Source organism: Pseudomonas sp. MF6751 (genome assembly GCF_016613265.1).
Taxonomy (GTDB): Bacteria; Pseudomonadota; Gammaproteobacteria; order Pseudomonadales; family Pseudomonadaceae; genus Aquipseudomonas; species Aquipseudomonas fluorescens_BV.
In genome coordinates this window covers 80,253-99,359 of the sequence record NZ_JAENSV010000002.1, presented here as the reverse complement: position 1 = coordinate 99,359, position 19,107 = coordinate 80,253, and the positions used below count along the sequence as shown (strand labels likewise).

The 19,107-nt window shown below is 54.4% G+C and carries 14 protein-coding genes; 3 read left to right on the top strand and 11 right to left on the bottom strand.

From position 1 onward, the window contains the following. Positions 1 to 2: 2 nt before the first annotated feature. A complete protein-coding gene (locus tag JJD66_RS02255) occupies positions 3 to 1,826 on the bottom strand; it encodes a hypothetical protein (protein WP_200647521.1) in 1,824 nt (607 codons plus the stop codon). Between the two features lie 163 nt (positions 1,827 to 1,989). On the opposite strand from JJD66_RS02255, the gene JJD66_RS02250 reads away from it, so the two are divergent. Continuing rightward, positions 1,990 to 2,478, top strand: coding sequence for a TIGR00645 family protein (locus JJD66_RS02250; protein WP_014719996.1), 489 nt, complete (start codon positions 1,990 to 1,992; stop codon positions 2,476 to 2,478). Between the two features lie 15 nt (positions 2,479 to 2,493). On the opposite strand, the gene JJD66_RS02245 is transcribed toward JJD66_RS02250, so the two are convergent. From JJD66_RS02245 to JJD66_RS02225, 5 genes are all read right to left on the bottom strand, one after another. Then, complete coding sequence (locus JJD66_RS02245) at positions 2,494 to 3,927, bottom strand: ArnT family glycosyltransferase (RefSeq protein ID WP_200647520.1); 1,434 nt, start codon at positions 3,925 to 3,927, stop codon at positions 2,494 to 2,496. A gap of 116 nt (positions 3,928 to 4,043) precedes the next feature. Continuing rightward, on the bottom strand, positions 4,044 to 5,069 hold the full coding sequence (locus JJD66_RS02240; protein ID WP_198715341.1) for a hypothetical protein: 1,026 nt from the start codon (positions 5,067 to 5,069) through the stop codon (positions 4,044 to 4,046). Between the two features lie 106 nt (positions 5,070 to 5,175). After that, positions 5,176 to 5,430, bottom strand: coding sequence for a DUF6124 family protein (locus tag JJD66_RS02235; protein WP_200647519.1), 255 nt, complete (start codon positions 5,428 to 5,430; stop codon positions 5,176 to 5,178). A 368-nt stretch (positions 5,431 to 5,798) separates the two neighbouring features. Next, entirely contained in the window at positions 5,799 to 6,656 is an 858-nt protein-coding gene (locus tag JJD66_RS02230; protein WP_200647518.1) for an NYN domain-containing protein, read from the bottom strand. Between the two features lie 271 nt (positions 6,657 to 6,927). Next, positions 6,928 to 7,446 carry a cysteine hydrolase family protein gene (locus JJD66_RS02225; protein WP_200647517.1) on the bottom strand — a complete coding sequence of 173 codons (519 nt, stop codon included), beginning with the start codon at positions 7,444 to 7,446 and terminating at the stop codon, positions 6,928 to 6,930. Positions 7,447 to 7,821: 375 nt separating this feature from the next. On the opposite strand from JJD66_RS02225, the gene JJD66_RS02220 reads away from it, so the two are divergent. Continuing rightward, a complete protein-coding gene (locus tag JJD66_RS02220) occupies positions 7,822 to 8,625 on the top strand; it encodes an HNH endonuclease (protein WP_200647516.1) in 804 nt (267 codons plus the stop codon). A gap of 218 nt (positions 8,626 to 8,843) precedes the next feature. Then, on the top strand, positions 8,844 to 9,440 hold the full coding sequence (locus JJD66_RS02215) for a hypothetical protein (protein WP_200647515.1): 597 nt from the start codon (positions 8,844 to 8,846) through the stop codon (positions 9,438 to 9,440). 439 nt (positions 9,441 to 9,879) lie between these two features. Here the strand turns inward: JJD66_RS02215 and JJD66_RS02210 are convergent, their stop codons facing one another. The 5 genes from JJD66_RS02210 to JJD66_RS02190 form a co-directional block, all read right to left on the bottom strand. Then, positions 9,880 to 12,237, bottom strand: a complete 2,358-nt coding sequence (locus JJD66_RS02210; protein ID WP_200647514.1) for a restriction endonuclease subunit S — start codon at positions 12,235 to 12,237, stop codon at positions 9,880 to 9,882. Next, a complete protein-coding gene (locus tag JJD66_RS02205; RefSeq protein WP_200647513.1) occupies positions 12,234 to 13,703 on the bottom strand; it encodes a type I restriction-modification system subunit M in 1,470 nt (489 codons plus the stop codon). Before JJD66_RS02205 ends, JJD66_RS02210 begins: the two co-directional genes overlap by 4 nt. Positions 13,704 to 13,791: 88 nt before the next feature. Further along, a complete protein-coding gene (hsdR, locus tag JJD66_RS02200; protein ID WP_200647512.1) occupies positions 13,792 to 16,158 on the bottom strand; it encodes an EcoAI/FtnUII family type I restriction enzme subunit R in 2,367 nt (788 codons plus the stop codon). A 294-nt stretch (positions 16,159 to 16,452) separates the two neighbouring features. Further along, complete coding sequence (locus tag JJD66_RS02195) at positions 16,453 to 17,286, bottom strand: ATP F0F1 synthase synthase (protein ID WP_200647511.1); 834 nt, start codon at positions 17,284 to 17,286, stop codon at positions 16,453 to 16,455. A gap of 4 nt (positions 17,287 to 17,290) precedes the next feature. Beyond that, positions 17,291 to 17,857, bottom strand: a complete 567-nt coding sequence (locus JJD66_RS02190; protein ID WP_060768026.1) for a hypothetical protein — start codon at positions 17,855 to 17,857, stop codon at positions 17,291 to 17,293. Between the last annotated feature and the right edge of the window lie 1,250 nt (positions 17,858 to 19,107).

Genomic DNA, 19,107 nt, shown 5'->3' with positions numbered 1-19,107 from the left:
GGCTATTTGCTCTCAGGCTTGTCCAGCTTGACCTCAAAGCCGTATTGCACGGTGCTGAGGTCGGTGCGCTGGTAACTTTCCAGCGTGGTCGGCTGGCCGTAGAAGTAATGCACGTCAAACATCGCCGTGCCGTATTCCTCGGCGCGGTGGCTGACACCGAGGATCTCCTTTAAGTAATTGCCGCTGGCATCCTTGGCGTAGAAGCGCCAGCTGTCGGCGGGGAAGTCCTTCTGGTCGACGATCAGCGCGTTGTCCTTGAGCGACAGGCCCTTGGGCAGCTTGGCGGCGTCAATCGTGGCTTTCTCGATGGTGGCCAAAAACAACGGTACCGAGCCCACCACATACGCCGGGGTTTCCGGGAACAGGTTGAGGTCGTAGGTGAGCGTGCCGCTTACTGCGTTCAGCTCGAAAGCCTCGGTCGGCAACTCGATAGGCTCGCCGCGCTCGCCCTTGTCATCGGCGGTGAAAAAGGTGATAGGCGCGTCACTGTTGTTGCGCTCGGCACCGACCAGGTCGTCATTGAAGGTGAACGGGTGGTCGAACACGATTTTTGCGGCACTGGCGTCTTCGGTCGATTGGCTGATGGTGACGCTGTTTTTCAGTTGGTCCTCCGTCATCGAGGCATCTTTGAGCCAACTGGCGGCGCCGTCGTCATACACCGTGACCGGCATTGGCAGGGGCTGTACGGTGTTTTGCAGGCTGTTCCTGTCAAAGCGCATCACCGGCAGGTCCAGGTCTTTACGGGTGAGCGTGGCCTTGGATAAATCCAGCACATTCACCTGCAGGTTATCGATCAGCCCGTTGAAATATACCTTGGCGTAATGGCTGGTCTGCTGGCGCTCGAAGGCTTTTTGCGCGTCGGTGAGCTGTTTATCGAAGGCATCGGACCACGCGGTCTGTTTTTGCATCTCGGCCAGTTGTTTCTCATAGAACGCCACTTGCGCGGCACTCTCGTTGATCGAGCCTGAGCGGGTCAGAAATTGCCCGGTGCTGTCCCGTGCCTGCACCAGCAGCGGGTTGGGTGACGCGTCGCCGACTTCGGCGGCCAAGGGCTGGCTGTTGGTCAGTTCGATCTCGGCGTAGTTCTTTTCCAGCGTCAGCAGATTGAGGGTGATGTTGCCGTCGGTGCGTTTATGGCCCACGTCTTGTTTGGTCAGGTCGAACGTCAGCACCTTGCCCGGGGTGATCACCTCCACCGCGCCCTTGAGGCTGATGGGTTGTGGCTGGCTCTTGTTTTCCGTCTCGATCCCTTCAATAAACGGGTAGGTCACCGTCAGGTCGTCGGGGTTGGTCAAGTTGGAGCTGCTGGGGCTCAGCTGGATGCCGGGGTCGGTTTCTGACCATTCCGGCTGGAAGGGAATGACTTTATTGTTGCTCAGGGTGACCGACTGCCATTCCAGGCCATGGGGGAAGGGGAACTGGTCAGGGGCGTTGAAATTGAACGGGAAGACCGGCTGCAAATCCGTCAGGTAGTCGGAGTGTGAGGTTTTGCGCAGCACGAACAGGCCATTGATGTAGGTGTCCACCAGCGCTTGGGGCGTAGGGTAATGCTTGAGCAGGGCCAGGCTGTCTTCGCCGTATTCGGCTTCGATGGGCTTGCTGGCGAGCTTGACGCGCGCACGTTCCAGCAACAGCAGCGAGCCGCCCAGGTCCGCAATGGCATCGCGCAGCTTGGGGTCCTGAATACTGTCCAGGGACTGTTCGAACTTCGTGGTTTTCTCTTCGAGGGTCGCCTGCTTCTGCTCTTCTTTGGGGGAGCAGCCGCTGGCCATCAGCAACGCCGCGCACAGGCCGAGAGTGGCCAAAGGGGATCGCACATCCATCATCTGAAGTTTTCCTGTCCGACATCATCGAGCCGAGTGAATGGCCTCGACACTAGCAGAAAAATTCTCTTACAGATGCCACTTGGGTCAGTTTTCTCGCGGTGACAGGGGCCGGGTGGCGGCTGGTATACTCGGCGCCATTTTTAGCCAAGCTGTGTGAGATTCAATGGAACGCTTTATCGAAAATACGATGTACGCCTCGCGTTGGCTGCTGGCGCCGATCTACCTGGGGCTGTCTTTGGGCTTGCTGGTCCTGGCGCTGAAGTTCTTCCAGGAAATCATTCACGTGATTCCCAACATCTTCACCATGTTGGAAGCCGAAGTGATCCTGCTGCTGCTGTCGTTGATCGACATGGCCCTGGTCGGCGGCTTGCTGGTGATGGTGATGATTTCCGGCTACGAGAACTTCGTTTCGCAGCTGGATATCGATGAAAACAAGGAAAAGCTCAACTGGCTGGGCACCATGGACTCTTCGTCGCTGAAGATGAAAGTGGCGGCCTCCATCGTGGCGATTTCCTCCATCCACCTGCTGCGTATCTTTATGGACGCCAAGAACGTCGATCCACAGCACCTGATGTGGTACGTGATCATCCACATGACGTTCGTGGTGTCGGCGTTCGCCATGGGCTACCTGGACAAACTCACCAAGCACTGATGCCCCGCGCCAGCCTTACTGCTCGACAAAGTAGTAAGGCTGGCGGTTGATCGCCATTTGCTTGATCACCGTGACCGGCTCTTTCAGCCGGTCAGTGTGGTCCGTCAGCGCAACGTTGCCGGGCTTGTCGGCAAGGAAGGCGCGCAGTTCGGCTTCGGTGTTCAGGATCGGCAAGTAGGCCTGCAGGTAGAACACGCTGGCGCCGTCGATGCGCTCGTTGGGTTGGTACATCGCCACCGTCCTGCCTTCGTCTTGTAGGGTCTGGATCTGGCTGATCACCGGCACGAATGAATGGCGCACATCGGCTTTGGGTGCAAACCAGAACGCTGCGCTCAGGTAGCAGGCGATCGCCAGGCTGAAAACCCCGCCGATGATCTGCCGGTGATAGCGGTACAGCCCCGGCTTATGGTCTTTGACCCACTCCAACAGCACCCGCGCATATTCGGCGGCCAATACCGCGGCGGCTGGCGTCAGCGCCATCAAATACACGGTGCGTTTGCTGGAAGCCAGGGTCAGCAGGGTGAACTGCGCCACCAGCCACACGCTGAAAAACAACCGGTAGCGGTTGCGCACCAGGCTTTTGCGGAAGTGCCACAGGCCCAAGTACACCAGGATATTCCAGGGCAGGAAGGCCTCAGGCAGTTTCGCGAGGTAATAGTAAAACGGCTCGTAATGCCCGGCTTCTACGAACGAACCACTGAAGCGCCCGACACTATTGGTCCATAACACTTCACCCACCGCCTGCATCCCGCCGCGCTGAAACAGAAACCCCAGCCAGATCAGCAACGGCACCAACGCCAACAAGGTGAACAGCGCCGGCTTGAGCCAATCGCCCAGCCGCAGGCGCTTATCCATTAGGCTGGTACTGAGCAGGTACACAAAAATCACAATGCCCGGCATCGCCAGCCCCAACACGCCCTTGCTCAACGTGGCGATGACCATCCCGGCGGTAAACAACGCCCAGGCCCAGGTACTCGAACCTTCACGCTCGGGCCGTACCGCCTGGTAAAACCCCAGCAGGGCAGCGGTGACACCGAGGCTGAGCAACGAATCCTCACCCACCCCCCGCACATTGCCCCAATAACTGGCCATGGTCGCCAGGATCAACGCAGCGCTGAGCGCCAGCGTCTGCGGCCGCCCAAACCGCCGCAGCATCCCGTACAACAGCATCACACTGAACAGCCCGGCAAACGCCGACGCCAGGCGCACCGCCCCGGTGCTGGCGTCAAACAGGCGAATCGCCCCGGCGTCCAGCCACAGGCTCAGGGGTGGTTTTTCCAGGAAGGGTTCACGAAACAGGCGCGGCACCACCCAGTCATTGTCCAGGTGCATCGCCATGGCGATCCCGGACACCCGTGCTTCGGTAGAGCCTTGCAGCTCATGGTTGCCGAGGGCGAAGAAGAACAACAGAGCAGCAAGCAAGAGCAGCAGGGGAGCGGGGCGCGTCATGGAGTCTGGCTACCGAGGCATGAGACCGATCGGGCGACCGGTCATGGGTAGTCAGGGAGTATACGAGCGCGATTCTTAACCTTTGGTGAACGGCCGTGGGGTTTTTCTCCGGCGCGTCAGGGCATTTTCAAGCTGGGCACTGCCGCTTTGCCTTGTGCGCTCAGCACCGGCTCCAACTGCTCCCAGGTGAAGGCCAAGTCGTTGTCGCAACCGTCACCATTGGCCGGTGTCGAGAGTTGCAGGCCCTGGGTGTTGAAGCTCAGGTGAAAGTTGGAGTAATCGGTGATCGCGGGGCAGCCCTCGTCGGTGGTGGTTTGCTTGGCCAGCCAAGTGCTGAAGGCGGCCGGCAGCTTCAAATGGCCGGAGTAGGCGTCATGCCATTGCTGATGGCCGCCGAGCCAGGTCCATGGGTCCACACTCTCGCCGGTTTGCAGGTTCCAGGAGTGCAGGCCCCAACTGATGCCCATGGCGCCTTGGCCTGCGGCCCAGCGATAGAACCGCACGGTGAGAAATTGCGATGACCAATAGGCGGGCTCAACCTCGATCTCACTGGTATAGACCGAGCCGTTTCGACCCAGGTATTCACGCCGTTCATAAAAATAGTCGGTTAGATCTTGGTCATTGACGGCCAGCGCGGCGAGTTGCTGATTGATCTTCTGCACCGCCGGGCTATCGCCCTCCAGCTTGAGCGTGACGCGGGGGCCTTGGGTCTTGAGCTGGTAGGTGTGGTTGTGGAAAGTCTTCTTCTCAGTCTTGATCGGCAACGGCGCGGCTTCCATGGGCGCGTTGTAGGCATCGCTGCCGCAGCCGTCCGTGCCAATGCGGCGCAGGGCCAGTGGCAGCGGCGCACCGCCATCGGTTTTGCTCCAGGCACCCGAAAGGGTATCGGCCTGAGGTTTTTGCAGGGCCCAGAAACCGGTGTTGCCTTCCTCCACCCAAGGCGCGTTGTCCTTGGCCTGGGTCAGTTGAATCGGGGTACGGATGCGCTGGTAGTAATAACTGCCATGCTCCCCGTCGGCGCCGTTGAAACACACGGTGATAGCGGACTTGCCCAAAGTGCCTTGCCAAACCCCGGCCAACTCGGCAGCGGTGGCAAGTAAAGGCATGACGGAGAGGGCGATGACGGCGAAGGGCTTGAGCACGAGTATCTGACTTCCGGGTGTCTGATAAAGGCCGTCAGGGTAATGGGAAGTGTGAGGGGATGCCAGCGGGCGAGATGCGCTGAGGCGTCTCGCCCTTTTGCGTGTTTTAGGGTTGTGGCGTCTGGCTGGTGAATGGTTGCGTGTTCAAGACTCGTTCTACCAGTAGCTCACCCAGAACGATCAATTGTTGGGCGCCCAGCAACTTGTGGCGGTGCGCGCCTTCAAGTTCGAAAGCCAGGTCGGTGGTCATGGCGTTGAGGGAGGAGAGGGTTTCGCTGGCCTGGATTAGCAGGGTTTCGGGGTGGATGTTTTCGGCGAGGGTGAAGAGGGTGGTTGGGGGATTGGGGGTGATTTTTTTCATGGCTCAAACTCCTTGATTGATGGAGTCGCCAGACATCGCTGCTAAACGAAAAGGGTGGCGACCGTACGCGGGTTAGCAGACCAGGAATCAAGGAACCCGGCGCACCCGAAAGTGCCCCACGCACAGCCGCCATGACACGAACCAGCGGATGCTGAAAGCATCGCTCGCACGGATGGTGGCTTTGCAGGCCTTGATATTAACCGAGCTGCTAAACCCGGTCGCTGATTTTGCAGCGACCGGGGAAGGCTAGGCTTGTTGGTTGGAGTGCGCTAGTTCATCAACAGCGCGGTATCTTGCGGGAAAATTCCGAAGCCTGGCCCTGTACCGCTTCTAGACGAGCGACACAATGGAAGCCGTGAAGTTTGAGCTCAGTCCCTGGCTTCCAGGCATGGCTTTTTAACGTGCACCCCTGGATCAGCTTCCAGGTTACCCGCAATTGCGATTTCAGTGGCCTCATCACGTTGGTGTCGCATATCTGGTCGTATAGCCCACCACTCCGGACTCTTAATGACATCGGCGCCGGTGATATCCCTGATCATCTTCACAATGTCGAAGGATCGAAGGCCATCTACGTGTTCGCTAAGACTGCTGGTCGTATTGGCCCAAATGGGATCTAGAACGAAGTCGATCCCTTTCATCCTTGCCAGCTTTGCCGCAGGTACGAAATCAGCGTCGCCGGCCACCAGAACAATGACGTCAACCAGTCGGTCCATGGCCAGGGTCGTGATATCCATGCCCAGTTTGGTATCTACGCTTTTTTGCTCCACGTTGTAGTGGAAGTCTGCATTGGTGAGCTCGCTCCAAGCCTTGTGGCCATTAAGCAAAGCTTTGAGTGAGTGGGAGTTGAGCCGCCATTCTCCACTTTTGGCTAGCTCGCCGAGCCTGAGCGCTGTTTTCCTGCTGCACCTGAGATTGTCATGAAGGGCACGTCGTAACTGGTAGGGCGGATGGGTATTGAAATTCAAATGTCCTGGCGTTTTGTGGCCTGGTGGTATGAGTGGGAGACGTACCTGATTGGAGGGCAGCGGACAGTCGTAGTAATAGACTCGGTAGAGTTCCCGGCGGGCGGATCGCTCGTCCTCAATGTGAAGCCTGACCAGCTTCCTGATAATCTGCGCCAAATGTTCCGCGTTCGGCAGCAGGCTGTCTCGGAAGTACTTTCGCCCGAAGAACAGCACGCGCTGAAAGAAAAAACCACCATCGATGAGAACGGCTGTTCGCTTCACTCACTTTTCTCCGGGCAAAAAAAAGCTCAGGACTGCTGGGCAGGTTCTAACAATTGCCTGCGCGCTGTACTGAGCTGGTAGATAGTTTTGTTCAGTCGCCGCCTGAGCGTCAAGGACAAGATGGAAGCCATCTTAGAGCTGGGCTCTACCATTGCTGCGACAGTTGAAGGTTATCTGCGACAGGCGGAGTTGGCCAGTTCACCAACAGCGCGACATCTTGCAGGAAAGTTCCGAAGCCCGGCCCTGTTGACCTCCCCGTCGTCAGGCTCTGTTAAAAGCTCCAGTCCACAGCCTGAACCAACTGGCAGAACGGCCCGTTGAGCGTGGCATTGTGATGAGCCACGATGGCCTCGGCTTTCATCAAGGGCGTATCAGAACAGGTATGACCGTCGGCGATAAGCACCGCATCGAAGCCAAGATCACGCGCAGCACGGCAGGTACTGTCGACGCAGTATTGCGTTTTCATCCCAGTGACTACGACGCCGGTGGCGCCGCTGGAGCGCAGATGGTCAGCCAGGTCAGTCATTGCAAAAGCGTTAGGCCGGCGCTTTTCGAACACCACTTCTTCACCCTGCAACTTCAGTTCCTCTGCAATCAGCGTAAGTGGGCTGCCCGGTTCGATTGGCGAGCCAGCGGGGCCGATGTGGCGCGCGAGAAAAATCGGCGCGCCTGCGCTGCGAGCCTTGTCCATCAGGGCATTCAGTGTCTCCAACAGCTCGTCGCAGCGCCAGGGTTTTTTCGGGCCGTGGATGAGTCCGACTTGGATATCGAGTATCAACAGGGCGTACATGGGTGCATCTCCTTGCGTGTGAACCAGCGACACAAGGGCATAAAAAAGGCCCTGTCCATCGCTGGCGGGCCTTTGAAGTGTTTGTTATTGGCTCACGACACCTCGCACGCTCCGCTTGATGCGGTCGTGGTGGTGGTTGTCGAGGTGAGGCAATAGGTAGTCATGGGGCGACACTAGCATTGTGGTTGATGGAATGCCAGGTACAAAAAAGACGTCTTTGGACGTCTTTTTTGTTGATTCCGGGGGAAGCTGAAAAGCTTTTTCACCTTATTAATTTATATAAAGAATAAGAATCTTAAAAAGTTGAGCTGGAATATTTTGTAAGAAGTTTCCTCATTTTTGGTAGGCTTTTGCCATCAGTCGAGAGGAAATGGAATGCCCGCAGTCATCGTTGAAAACGACACATCGCAATGGCAAGACGAGACCGGTGCTGTCTATCACTTCCCCAAGCGATACCAAGCCTGGCTTGCTGAAGGAACCGAAGTGATCTATTACAAAGGACGCATCCAGGACAAAACCTTTGCTTCTGTCCGCCTCAGCGCCGATCCGCATTATTTTGGTATGGCACGCATCGGCAAGGTCTACGCAGACCGGAAAAGTGATAAGGGTGACCTTTTCGCCTTGATCGAAAACTTCACTCCGTTTGAAAGCGCTATCCCCTCGAGAATTAACGGAGCGTACTTGGAGACGATCCCCGCTACTCGCGTGAACAACTATTGGCGTGACGGGGTTCGGTCCATTTCCCAACTGGATTACGATGCAATCCTAAGTCATGCGAAGCTCCTGTCTTCCCAGGCTGACCAGGGCACACCAAATATCGAAGGCGATCCATTGACCTTTGAGTCGGCCAATGAAGGCAGCAAATCAAGTTACTTTGGAACCCGTTACGAACGCCGGAAAGATCTAAGGGTGAAGGCCATTGCTATCCACGGGCTTGACTGCAAGGCATGTGGCTTTGATTTTGAAAAGGCGTACGGCGAGCACGCGAAGGGCTTCATTCACGTTCACCATATAGTGCCGATTTCGGACTTTGGTGGTGAGAAAGCCGTGAATCCTGAGACCGACCTCGTCACGTTGTGCGCCAACTGTCACGCCGTGGTCCATCGCAAGCGGGATATGACGCTGAGCGTTGATGAGCTGAGAGGCATGTTGCGCGGGCGATGGGTAATCGAGCCTTAGTTTTCTACTGTGTTCAGCCTACGGTTTTTTTGTGAGGCTGAACCCTGAATAGTGACATCGTACCGGTGGGCCCATTAGCCGTTACTGAACCGGCAAGTCGGCTCTTAAGGTATTGCGCGGTCTCCTGATCATTGCCGTATAGGTAGCAGCCTTGCACTGTGTCTCGTGCCTCTCTCGCGCTATGATCAAAGATATCAATTTAACGAGGTGGCAGTGGTATGTCTCGCAAAGCTATTGGCAAAACTGTTGCTCGGACGAGCCGATCTGATGCTAAAGGTGGTGGGCTGCTCACTCAAAAAAAATTCCGGTTTCTTGAGTCAGTGCGGTTCACAAATCTCACGACGATCATGCTACCTGGCGGGGACAAAGCCACGGACTTTGTAGAGTTCACATTCGCCGACTTTAAAAAACTGCTCAAGCAGCACGAAAAAAAGAGCTTGGTCAGCAGCGAGCTTTTAGAAGAGCAAAAGACCTCGTCAAAATATGAACTGAGTAGTGCATTGGAGAAACTGGGTAAGCGCAATCGTGCCCTAAAGAAACATAAGCTGATAGCTGAGCAGCAGGTCGAGAGGGTCGAGGCTCTAGAGCATGCCCTTGGAGTGAGCGAAAACCGGATCGCGGAACTAGAATCGCAGGTAGCGGAGGAGATCGAAAACTTTTCTATCCTCAAGCGCAATTACGACGCCGTTCTCAGAAACATTGACGAGGAGGACGACGGCTCTAGAAGCATGACGCCATCGGCAACTCGCGGATGGGACACAATAACAAGTCGCAGAGCACTGCCAGGTAGCTACGGTACGGGCAAGCGTCGTTGATTTGTGATGACTTTAAGCGGATTTTTGTAAGGTGGTGGCACACTGCCATTTACCCCTATGATCAAGACTCAAGGGATGAGAATGTATCCGCCTTGAGCTGGCGGTTGGAAAGGCGAAGGGCTGGAGCAGGCATGAGAGCTACCTCTGACACCATTTTGGTATTCCAAAAATAGCACCGTATGGCTGGAACTCAAAAAAACTCTCCAGAGCCAAGTAGCGCTTAAATTCATGATTTGCTGGATTTCTGGCACAAAGAAGACGTCCGTGGACGTCTTTAGAGCCGGGGTAATCTGAACCAAGTTTTTATGTATTTGATTCAGTTGATTAATGTTGGTCTGTAAATTTCTTTGGAATACCGATTGGAATACCGAGAAAAGCTGGAATGAGCAATATGCTTCATTTCCGTATCTTGAAAAGGACGGCCAAAAGGATCATTTGTTTACGCCAAGCCGGGCAAGCTGAGCATGCCGCCCTTGGTGCGCTTGCCAAAGCCGGTGGGCATTAGGATTTTGTGTTTTTTCATCTCTGCGAGTACCGCCACCCATTCAGCTTTGCCAAATCGCAGTTTGGTGTTGTTCCAGCTATGCATGACTTCGTCCACGATGGCGTCATCGGAAACCAGGCGGCCTTCGAGAATAAAGTCGTTCCAGGCGGCATAGAGCGTCACACTCATTTCGCAACGATCAGTATCCCAGTCCCGCATTAGCTCGATGACCTGCTCAATGGAGGCGCGTTCAGCGACCGGCCAGGCGTTGCAGTACGCCCGTCGATGCTGCCCTGCTTGGGAAAGCGGGCGGTAAGCATGGCCAACAGTCTCGCGCTCTACGCGCTCATACCACTGCTGGTTTTGCAGCTCGCCTTCGACCGTATTCATCAACTGGCGATCATGGGGGCCAGCAGCATCGCGCAGATAGTCACCCTGAATAGCGGCAAGCCTGGCTACGTGCTCAGCCAAGTAAATCACTTTCTGCAGCTTGCGTTGGCCGAATGTGCGTTGACTATGCAGTCGATGAGTTATTTCTGCAGCGAGTAGGGTACGAGCTGCTTGCCGATCCGTGGCGCTGGGAGACTGCTGGCCATTCTCGGCGAGAGCTCGTTCGACCAGGGTGCTGGCCAACTGCTCATTCAGTTGGCGAGCTTGGGTTAGGCGGGTTTTGAGTTGGTCGCAGAGAACCATAAGTTCGTCGATTTTGGCGACGATGCGGTGTTGTTCTGCGATGGGTGGAATCGGTATGGCAATATTTTTAGATTTGGTTATCGATATATTGTCTTGTCCAGCGGTGCCGATTAGTTCGATGTTTCGCAGAAAGGAACCTTCCTTAAGAAAATTAAGCACATACTGCGGAAGCATTGTTCCTATTAGTCCGAAAAAAACGATTGCTTGGTTGCAGTTCCACTCAGGAAATGTGTTTGGGATTATCGCAACCTTTCCTAGTGGAGGCCCTACGATGTTCATTACAATATCGCCAGGAATCAAAGTGGAGCGTTTCATTTTTGATGAGTGATATTCAGGGCTAACAAATTGCCTTTTATAATCGAAGTCAATTTCTTGATTTCGGATGTTGTAAACCTTCAGGAATGGAATGCCATCTTCATATCGGAACAATTCCGGCGACGGAGTTGACCCTGAGGACACCGGGCGACAAATTTCACCTATGCGAATCCATTCCCAGCTTGTGGGAATATCAAATAATTTTTCGCTCTCAGCAACAGCATCAAGTGACGGTGAGACCTTGATTGTTTTACTCTTAACCAACCCTGCCTTTTCCTCCGCAATGCGTTTCAGCAACTCGCCGGCTGGTTCATCATTGGGGTCCTGCGGCACCAGCTTGCCCATCACGCCCAAGTGCAGCAGGGTTTGTTTGAAGGCGTCGATGCTGGATTCAGTGGTGAACAGGGTGTGGAAGTGTTCGGCCAAGTGCTCCCAATTGTCGGCAAAATCGGTTGCGCCGCTGGATTGGGTCAGACTGTCAAGCAGCGCTTGCACCAGTTGGACGTGGGCGCTTTCGGCGTCGGCCTGTTGGGCTTCCAGTCGATCGCACAGATCCATCAGTTCATCGACTTTAGCGACGATACGATGTTGCTCGTTGATTGGTGGAACCGGAACAAAAAGGCGGGGTATGTCACCCAGATTCAGCTTATTAGTATGGCTGCCTCCAGCCTTAATCTGATCATACTGATGGTACATCATAGGACTTGATAGCACGCAATGAAAATACCGAGAGAACTCCGTTTTCTTCGGAAGTTTCAATAGGCCAACGCTCACGAATAAGCTGAAAGGAACCTCGGTATCCACAATGGTTGGCCGTCCAAGAGTGCCAATCCGACATAGCAAAATGTCTCCTTGCTCAGGGTTGCAGCGTGCATTAATCGTTGTGTGCTCTTCGTGCGAAATGTATTTGCAGTTATCAAAAGAAATAGTTGTCCCATCAATGTCCTTTACAGAAATAAACGGGACGCCTGAGCTTATATACTTGGGCGTATGATGGGTTCCATCAGTGATGAGCAATGTCAGTGTCGCTGTACTGGCCCATTCCCATCCAGCAGGTAACTCAAAGAATTGCTTTTTTTCAGCAACTATTGACGGTGATTTTTGCTTCTTGATTTGGCCTTCAGCCAAAAGTTGCGTCTTTTCCTCGGCAATGCGCTTAAGTAATTCGCTAGCCGGTTCATCATTCGGATCTTGTTGTACCAACTTACCGCGAACTGCTAGGTCCAGGATTAACCCACGCAGTTTTTTTATGCCATTGGGAGCACCGGCCAGTAGCGGCAGATTGTCAGTAAGCAATGTTGTCATGCCTGACGCTCCAGAGCTACCGCCAATACGGCCTTAAGCTGGTCGCGCAGGTCGCTAATTTCGTCTTGCAGGCTGGCGTAGTTGCGTAGCAGTTCATCTGGGTCGTGGCTAATCTGCTCGCCGATATGCGGGTTTTTGCAGTCCAGGTTCCAGTTGCGCGCCTGCAACTCTTCGACGCTGACCTTCCAGGTGAATTCATTTTCCACCCGTGCGGCAAAGCCATCGGCCTCGTTGCCCCACCAGAGTTCTTCGACTGCGAACTCTTCGATACGCATGGGGCGAGTTTTTGAGTAGTTCTTAACGCCCACCGGGTACTGATGTTCGTAGAACCACACCTGTTTGGTCGGCGTGCCCTTGGTGAAGAACAGCAGGTTGGTCTTGATGCTGGTATACGGGTTGAACACGCCGTTGGGCAGGCGAACGATGGTGTGTAGGTTGCACTCGTTCAGCAGCTTTTCCTTGATCCTGCTTTTTATTCCTTCACCGAATAGGAAGCCGTCTGGCAGCACTACGGCGGCACGGCCGCCGTCTTTGAGAAGCTGCATGATCAGTACCAGAAACAGGTCGGCAGTTTCGCGGGTGCGGAAGGCTGCGGGGAAGTTGGTTTCGATGCCATCTTCCTCCATGCCGCCGAAAGGTGGGTTGGCGACGATACAGTGCACGCGTTCACTCGGCCCCCAGCTGATCAATGGTTTGCTCAGAGTGTTGTCGTGGCGGATCTGGCTAGGTACTTCAATGCCATGCAGGATCATATTGGTGGTTGCCAGCAGGTGAGGTAGTGGCTTTTTCTCCACACCAAATATGCTGGCTTGCAGGGCGCGTTCGTCCTCGGCGGTTTTTACATAGCGGCTGCGCTTGTGTTCGATGGCGCAGGTAAGGAAGCCACCGGTACCACAGGCCGGATCCATGACCTTTTCGTCCAGCTTTGGATCGACCATGCGTACCATAAATTCGGTAACCGGGCGTGGAGTGTAAAACTCGCCAGCGTTGCCCGCGTTCTGTAGGTCTCGCAGCAGTTGCTCATAGAGGTTGCCGAACTCGTGCCGCTCCTGGGCTTTGTTGAAGTCCACTCCTACCTGGATTTTGTTGATCACCTGGCGCAGTAATTGCCCGGACTTCATGTAGTTGTACGCGTCTTCAAACACGCTGCGCACCACAAAGGCCGACGGCGTGTTGCTGTACTCATGAAGGTTCTGCAACTGGGGGAACAAGTTATTGTCGATAAAGTCCTTGAGCGCGTCACCGGTCATGCCTTCCGGATCGGCAGCCCAGGTACGCCAGCGGCAACTATCGGGAATGGGCGAACGGTAGTTGTCGTCCATCAGTTCCCACTCAAGCTCGCGGTCATCGAAGATTTTCAGGAACAACAGCCAAACCAACTGACCGATGCGCTGGGCGTCGCCGTCTACGCCAACGTCTTTGCGCATGATGTCCTGGATGGACTTGATGGTGGAGCTAATGGACATGAAATTCTCTCAACGCGTACCGCAAGGGGGGCGAAATTCTACCGGATAGTGTGGACGGCTGCTTTGGCATGTCGTCGGTGTTTAGCCTTTAGCTTGCGTAAAGCTCGTCTTCCAGCTCGTGGATAGCCTTGTTGTAAGCAGCCTTGCCGCCAAAGGCCTTGACCAGCTCGATGGGCGCACCGAACTGGCTAAAAGGGTCAAGCTGTAGGATTTTGATGTCCTCGATATGCTCGATGCCGGTGTCGGCATATTTATCCAGCAACGCCTCCAGAACCTGGCGGGCCGCTCCGGAATACTTCGCGAAATAGTTGCGCTTTTTCACCTGCTCCGCCCGCTCGCGGCGTGATAGGGCAGGCTGATCGAAGGCGACGTGGCAGATCAGGTCGAACGGATCGAGCGGCTTACCCTGCTTCTTTTCCACTTCCTCGGCCAATGCTTCCCACATCACGCCCTGGACGGCCATTTCCTCGATGATGACTTTCTTTTGCTCGGAATCACTCCAGCGCCGGAGGAAGTCATCCAGTGAGGCGAACTGCTTATGTACGCATGTGCGGGTGTAGTCGTGAAGCGACTCGGTGATCAGTCGGCCATCCGGGCCGTAATACTGCACACGCTCGGCGATGACATAAATCGGGACGTTGTCGATGACGTACTTGATGCGTTTTTTGCCCTCATCTTCGCCGGTAAAATCCAGGTCATCGCCCTCGTTATCGTTGCCTGCGCTTATGCCATCTTCATCGGCAAGCGGTTCATCCGGCGGTACGGGGGAGTCATCGCCTTCTGGCGCGTAGATCACCACTGGGTCTCCATCGAAGGCCGTGTCGGCAAACAGCTCGGTGGCCTTTTTGAAGTCCATGATGGTGAACCAGTATTTGCCGTAGTCCTCATTGATGCGAGTGCCGCGACCGATGATTTGCTTGAACTCGGTCATAGATTTGATGTGCTGGTCGAGCACGATCAGCTTGCAGGTCTGAGCATCGACGCCGGTGGTCATCAGCTTGCTGGTGGTGGCAATCACCGGGTAGCGCTCTTCAGGGTTGATGAAGTTATCCAACTCGGCCTTGCCTTCCTGGTCATCGCCGGTGATACGCATGACGTATTTGCGATTCTCGGCCACACGCTCGGGGTTGAGGTTGACCAGGGCTTGGCGCATGCGCTCAGCGTGGTTGATGTCGTCGCAGAAGACGATGGTTTTCTGAAACGGATCGGTGGCCTTGAGGAGTTCGGTAACCTTTTGCGCCACCAGTTGGGTCCGCGCCTCGATAACCAGGGTGCGGTCCATGTCCTTGAGGTTGTAGATGCGGTCTTCGATTAACTCGCCATTCTTATCGAGCATGCCTTTGGGTGGCCGCCAGCCTTGCAGGTCTTTATCGAAGTCGATACGCACCACTTTGTAGGGGGCGAGAAAGCCGTCTTCGATGCCTTGCTTCAAGGTGTAGCTGTAAATCGGCTCACCGAAGTAAGTGATGCTGGATACTTCTTTGGTTTCCTTTGGTGTGGCGGTAAGGCCGACATGGGTGGCGCTGGAGAAGTATTCGAGGATTTCACGCCAGGCGGAATCCTCGGAGGCGCTGCCACGGTGGCATTCGTCGATCACGATCAGGTCGAAGAAGTCGCGGGAGAACTGCTTGTAGATGTTCATCTCTTCATCGGTGCCGGTGACGGCCTGATAGAGCGACAGGTAGATCTCGTAGGAGGTATCGATCTGACGTTTGGCGATCTTGGTCATCGCCTGGCCGAAAGGCTTGAAGTCGTTGTTCTTGGTCTGGTCGACCAGGATGTTGCGGTCAGCCAGGAACAGGATTCGTTTCTTCTGTTTCGATTTCCACAGCCGCCAGATGATTTGGAAGGCGGTGTAGGTCTTACCGGTGCCCGTGGCCATCACTAGTAAGATACGGTCTTGGCCACGTGCTACAGCTTCGACGGTGCGGTTGATGGCATTCATCTGGTAATAGCGCGGCATGCGCCCGGAACCGTCGTCGTAGTAGGGCGCTTCGATCTTGTGCTGAGCGGTATTATCCAGCCCCTTCCACTGGCAGTAGCGCTGCCAGAGTTCTGTGGGGCTGGGGAATTGATCGAGGGTAAGTTCGGTTTCTACTTGGCTGCCTGTACCACTGCGGTCATGAAACAGGAAGCCATCGCCATTGCTGGAGAACACAAACGGTACGTCCAGCGCCTCTGCATAGCCCAGGGCTTGCTGCATGCCGGAGCCAATAGAGTGTTTGTTGTCCTTTGCCTCGATTACAGCGATAGGCAGGTTGGCCTGATGGTAGAGGATGAAGTCTGCGCGGCGTGCTTCGCCGCGGCTGTGCAGTTTACCCCGGACGATGATGCGGCCTTTGGTAAAGCTGACTTCCTCGCGCACCTGCTTGTGCATGTCCCATCCAGCTTGCTGAACGGATGGGGCGATGTACTTGCTGCAGATGTCCCGCTCGGAAAGTGATTTCTTGTCCATGGCTGGCTATGTCCCTATGGCGTGCCGTGGACTTTACCAGATCGGGCTGGAGGCATGCTGCCAGTATTGGTGCGCTAGGCTGACACGCAGCGTGGTAGCCTCGGAAAGCGTACGCTTCTAATCCTTACGTGCGTCGGTTTGTTCCATCCGCGTAATTGCCGCGCGTAGAAGCGGTGCCTGTCAGGTATCTGGGAATTGACGTAGACGATGCCCTTTAGACGGAAGAGCAGACCAATATCTGGCTTGGATAAGCGACGGCTGAGGTCAGGTCGTCGCTATCCGGCCCATAAGGTACTATCCCAATGCTTGGACAGAGTTTGCCAAACGTTTTTCTTGTCCAAATTGGGTGGTGTAGAACCGCTGCTCTATTCCATAGATGAGCATTTTTAGGTCGTTGTCCGTAGAAATGTCAAACATTCCCGAATCTTTGTTAAATTTCAAGCTCTCGCCGCAATAGCCATCAATGTAGGAAAGCATACCTTCTTTGTCTTGCTCGGGTAACGCTGCCAACGTAGCCATAGCCAGTGCAATTCGTTTTCGGTTTGGCTTTGATACTTTGTCGGCATCAAATTCATTGCGGAGCGTAATAAATGGCTCGTCGAGGAATTGCTTAACTTCTTCTTGGGTTGCCTCTTTATAAAGCTCATCGATGCCGGGGAAAATACTGGAAATTGTCGCCAGATTTTTGAAAATCAGCACGTCAAGTGCGGAGAAATATACCGCATCCGGTTGAGCATTGATCACCAACCTCAGTCGATCATCTTCAACCTCTGCCACCTCACCGAATACAAAGGTCTTTCGGCGCAGAAACAGAGAAGGCGTGACTTTCTGAAAGTAGAAATCATCGCCCTGAAGCGCACAGATGTGAGAGATATCCGGAAATTTATCCTTAGGTAGGTCGTCGTAGTCCTTTGCATCGAAGTCCGATGTGAGAATTTCAGAGCAGTAGGTTTGCTCTGAAAACTCTTCGACCTTAAACCAGCACTCCTCGTCCAAATTATGATCAGGGTTGTAAGGAATGCACGCGGCGGGATCAATCTCCAGTTTTGGGAATAATGTGTAATCAGAAATTAACTTGAAGATTGGCTTTTTACGCAGTTTTTTTACTTTTACTAGTACATGGTCCATATGTTCATTCTCGCTCAATAAATGTGTAATTATTTATTCTGAAGGCTTTGGCAATGGCGATATCACTGGGAACCTTGTATCTCTCGCGACTGATGAGGAATATGGAGGCCTTGGATGTCGTGGTTATATTGTAGAACTCATATCCATACAGCAAAAATAAGGGGTTGAAATACAATGCCTGTGACCTGAACGTAAAAATGAAGAGGACCCCATATACAAAAAATAGTGTTTCCCAGTTGCTCACGCTGAGCGCCACGAAGAAATACCCCAGGTAGCTGGGTAGAAAGCTATTGTTTGCGTGCTCGATACTTTCCACCTGCCCTTGTTTGAACTCGTCCTTTCCTAAAAAAGAACTGAGGCGAAGACTAACTCCAGTGAGAAGTATCGGAACCAAAAGATATAAGGCATAAGATACGGCATTAGGTGTTTTGTCTAACCAGGGAAGGCCAGAAAAGAAATGTGCCAGCGTAAGACCTTTTTGAACGAGATAAATGATGACCAGAAGCGACGTAGCATTAAAGGTCAGCAATATCCTGAATATAAAGTTAAGATCAAATCGTAACCTGTCCATAGGTTCCTTAGCTTAAAGATTAGGCATCGCAATATCAGCACTGTAGATCGGAACGATAGCAAATTGCCATATTTTCGTCTAGCGTATGCTTGTTTCGTCAGGTTGATCTCATGCTGGGCGAGTTAGCCTTGCTGGGATTCGTGAAGCCGCCGCATCCGGACCAACAAGTTTCGATGCTTGAGGCTGCAATTGACGTTTGAAACTTTGCTTTCCCCGCTAAACCCTCCGATTCAGCGATCTTTGATCGCGCCGATCGGAGGGTTCACTCGCTTTTTCTCGAAGCCACCTCGTTCCACCGTCTCATTTGGATATCTGATTGGCGCCACGCCTTCTTTTACCCTTCAGTAATTACCACGATCTCTATCGGGCGCAGCGCGGTTTCAGTGTCAAAGCGGATCTTTTCGTGGAGGCATGAATGTAGGTGTGGCGAAAGCGGCGACGCCGGCGACAACCCACGTAGAACGTGACCTGGAACGTGGCGACAGAAGTGGCGACAGTCGCCACTTTCTGAGCGCATTGGCCGTGACGCTTGACCGCCTTTTCGAGTGGGTATAAAAATTGGCGCACGGATCGCTGTCGTTGACAGCACCTGCCCAGGTAGCCAGAACCTTTAAGGCTACGCCACTTGCGTGGTGGTTCTCCCACAGTGCGATTAGCGTCCGGCGGCTCGCACGATCACTTCCCAGGAGTGATGGATGCCTACTCGACTGATCTGCCCACTGCGGCAAACGATGGACCTACCTCGCTGCGCTGCAGCAACCTCACCTCTCGGCTCAATTCGCTGCGCCAATCCGCGCCCGTCTCTTTCTCCTGGAAAGAGACGGGCGTTCGTACCACTGCTGCAAGCCATGTCTTACATGGCATTGCCGCGACTCTCCTCGTGACAATCGGCCTGACAAAGCCGATTCGTCGCCATCCGCAACGACACAGGCACCGGTGCCGCAGCCAATGGAAAGGCTGCACCTGACTGACAGTCAGGCATGCCCCAGAGTGTCTAGATCTTTGCCTTCTCCCACCCATGATCTCTAGGTGCCGAACCCGTCAGTCGGCACAGCCTCCACCCGCCCGCATCTTCGGATGCGTCTAAGGAGGCCAGATTCATGGGTTCATGCCCTCGCTCCCGGTCGTAAGGAGCCGTGCGTTCCGCGTTAGTGAACACCTCACAGGCCGCAGGGGCCTTTATCCCTGATAACACTCAACAGCCGTGGCGGGACTACGTGAGGACAACCAGCAATTACCGAGGAGAGGGC